We start from the raw sequence: 1,793 nt of genomic DNA on the forward strand, positions 1-1,793 counted from the left end.
ACACATGCGATATCACCATCCGCCGGTGATATCGCATCTGGTCACAAAACAAAAAAAGAGTGCCACCCCAGAGACGTGTTACCCCAGAGACGTGTTACCCCAGAGACGTGTTACCCCAGAGATCGGGGCCGGTGAGACGGAAGTGACTTACAGCGCGGGGCCCTCGGCCCGCAGATCGTCGACTGTGGACATCGCCTCACGCAGTTTGGCCAGCCACTCCTCGGCATGCTCGCCGACCAGCTTGACCGACCAGGCCAGCGCGTCCGAGCGCGACCGCGCCACGCCGGCGTCGACCAGTGTGTCGAGCACCTGGCGCTCCGGTTGCTTCAACCGCGTCATAACCGGGACCGCGATGTGGGTGAACAAGACGGACTCGCCGGCCACCTCGACACCCCAGGACACCTTGCGGCCGTAGCGGCCTTGCGCCTCCTCGGCGATAGCCATCCGCTCCGACCGCGTCTCCTCGCGAAACCGGGCAGCCCGACCGGCGGCGCGGGCTTGCTTTTCACCGGCCGCTGACCCATCCGGGTCCGGCAGCTTTCCGACGACGGTGATTTCTTCGCGGTCGACAACGACGGCCGGATCGCCGTCGAACCAGTCACCCGGCAAACGTCCGGCAAACCAGTCGGCGGCGTCGCCGGCCTCGGGTTGGCCGGCTTGTTGCCAGCCACCGGGACGGCCCTGGCGTCGCCCATGTCCATGATGATGTCTCATGATTACATTATTACATTATTACATGATTACACGCCCTGAGAGCTCTCGCCGCGCCGGGCGCGGAACAGCTTCACCTCACCCTTGATGCCTTTGAGGCGACGCGCCCCGGCGAACGACCAGCTGAAACCCGCCTCGTCGCCGAGTTCGTCGCGCACCGACTCGGCGGCCAGCACCGTCCCCGGCCGGGCCGCGGCCGTCACCCGGCTGGCGGTATTCACCGGACTGCCGAACCAGTCCCCCGCCCGGCTGACCGCGGAACCGGACGCGATACCGGCCCGAAGGCGGGGAAAGTCGTTGTCGGCATCGGTCATGTCGACCAGCTTGAGCACAGCGTCGAGCAGCGGCGCGGGTTCGGTGCAGACGAACATCACCGCGTCGCCAATCGTCTTGATGAACCGAACCGGTGGAGCCGCCACGTCGCGGGCCATCTCGGCGAGCCGGTTGGCCAGCTGGCCGAGTTCCTCGGGGGAGACCTCCTCGCCCAGCCGAGTGAACCCGACCAGGTCGGCGAAGGCCGCGGTGATGTGCCGCGCCCCGGGTAACGGCGCACCCGCGGCCCGCTCGCCGGCGTTGACGGCCTCGGCCTCCAATATGTGCCGAAGCTGCATGAACAACATGTCCTCGATCATCGGCCCGAGCAGCGGCGCGATGCGACCCACCAACTCCTGGGACGCTTTCGCGGTCTCCACTTCACGGGCGCCGGGCTGCAGGATGGCCGACAATGCGGTGAAGCGCATGACTTCGGCGGCATGCGAAAGCCCTTCGGCGAGAACGCGAACGACCTGCACCACCTGGTCGGGGTCGATGCCGAGGTCGAGGAAATGCTTCGCGTGGGCCGCGGCGGCCCCGTCGGCGCGCAGATGCACAGCCGCGTCGGGATCGTCGACCCGCACCAGACCGACCGCGCGTTGCACGCGCTGCAACAGGTCGAGGTCGATGCCGTACTCGTCGGCAATGTCGCGCGTCGACACATAGTCGCCGTCGTCGCCGATCAGCCGGCGGGAGGCCACCAGCACGGGGACCGGCGCCGACCGGACCTCCTCGGCGGTGATGCCCTGTTCGACGAGCCACTCGATGAG

2 protein-coding genes are annotated in these 1,793 nt (G+C 67.5%); both read right to left on the reverse strand.

Translation table 11 applies throughout. The features are described 5' to 3' along the window. Positions 1–147 precede the first annotated feature (147 nt). Positions 148–714 (reverse strand): hypothetical protein, encoded by a 567-nt coding sequence (locus tag AC2VOG_RS12385; protein WP_486940193.1) that lies wholly within the window; start codon positions 712–714, stop codon positions 148–150. Between the two features lie 26 nt (positions 715–740). Beyond that, positions 741–1,793: adenylate cyclase regulatory domain-containing protein (locus AC2VOG_RS12390; protein ID WP_486940194.1), on the reverse strand; the 1,053-nt coding region annotated here is incomplete at its 5' end.

The organism is Mycobacterium sp. TH-M11, assembly GCF_057473725.1.

What these genes read in the sequence shown, in the direction of transcription:
- AC2VOG_RS12385 (WP_486940193.1), bottom strand. Translation starts at nt 714, where the DNA reads ATGAGACATCATCATGGACATGGGCGACGCCAGGGCCGTCCCGGTGGC.